This window comes from Salipiger sp. HF18, from assembly GCF_011806505.1.
In the GTDB taxonomy this organism is placed as follows: Bacteria; Pseudomonadota; Alphaproteobacteria; order Rhodobacterales; family Rhodobacteraceae; genus Salipiger; species Salipiger thiooxidans.
Map to the genome: position 1 here is coordinate 1 of NZ_JAATOS010000968.1, position 618 is coordinate 618.

At 67.5% G+C, this 618-nt stretch carries 1 protein-coding gene; it reads right to left on the reverse strand.

From position 1 onward, the window contains the following. Positions 1–618, reverse strand: a 618-nt coding sequence (locus HC022_RS28310; RefSeq protein ID WP_167454573.1) for a HAMP domain-containing sensor histidine kinase, incomplete at both ends; no start/stop codon positions are given.

The window sequence follows — 618 nt, forward strand, 5'->3', positions numbered from 1 at the left end:
CACGAAGACCTGCGCCAGCCGCGGCTCGAGCCCGTTGATCGGGATCGGGTTGGCGGGCAGGTCGGTGATGAATTCGACCCCCTTGCGTCGCGCGTCCTCGCCAAGGAACTGGGTCAGGTTGCCGAGCATCTCGAGCAGGTCGAATTCCTGCTCCTCTTCCTTGACCAGCTCGGAATCGAGCCGCGAGGCGTTGGAAATGTCACTGACCAGACGATCGAGGCGGCGTACGTCGTGCTCGATGACGTTGAGCAGCTTGTCGCGATGCTCTTCCTTGCGGACGATGCGCAGCGAGCCGATGGCCGAGCGCAGGCTCGCCAGCGGGTTCTTGATCTCGTGCGCGACGTCGGCGGCGAACTGCTCGTTGCTGTCGATGCGGTCGTAGAGCGCCGCGACCATGCCGCGCAGCGCGCCCGAGAGCCGCCCGATCTCGTCGGGGCGGGCGGTCAGGTCGGGGATGCGGATGCGCCGCGACGAGCCGCGGTTGCGGTTGCTGCGGTCGAGGCCGATCTCGGCGGCGTCGGCGAGGTCGGAGATCGGGTTGGCGATGGTCGAGGCCAGCACGAGGCTGAGCCCGATGGAGACCAGCGTCGCGATCACGAACATCTGCAGCACGCGCTC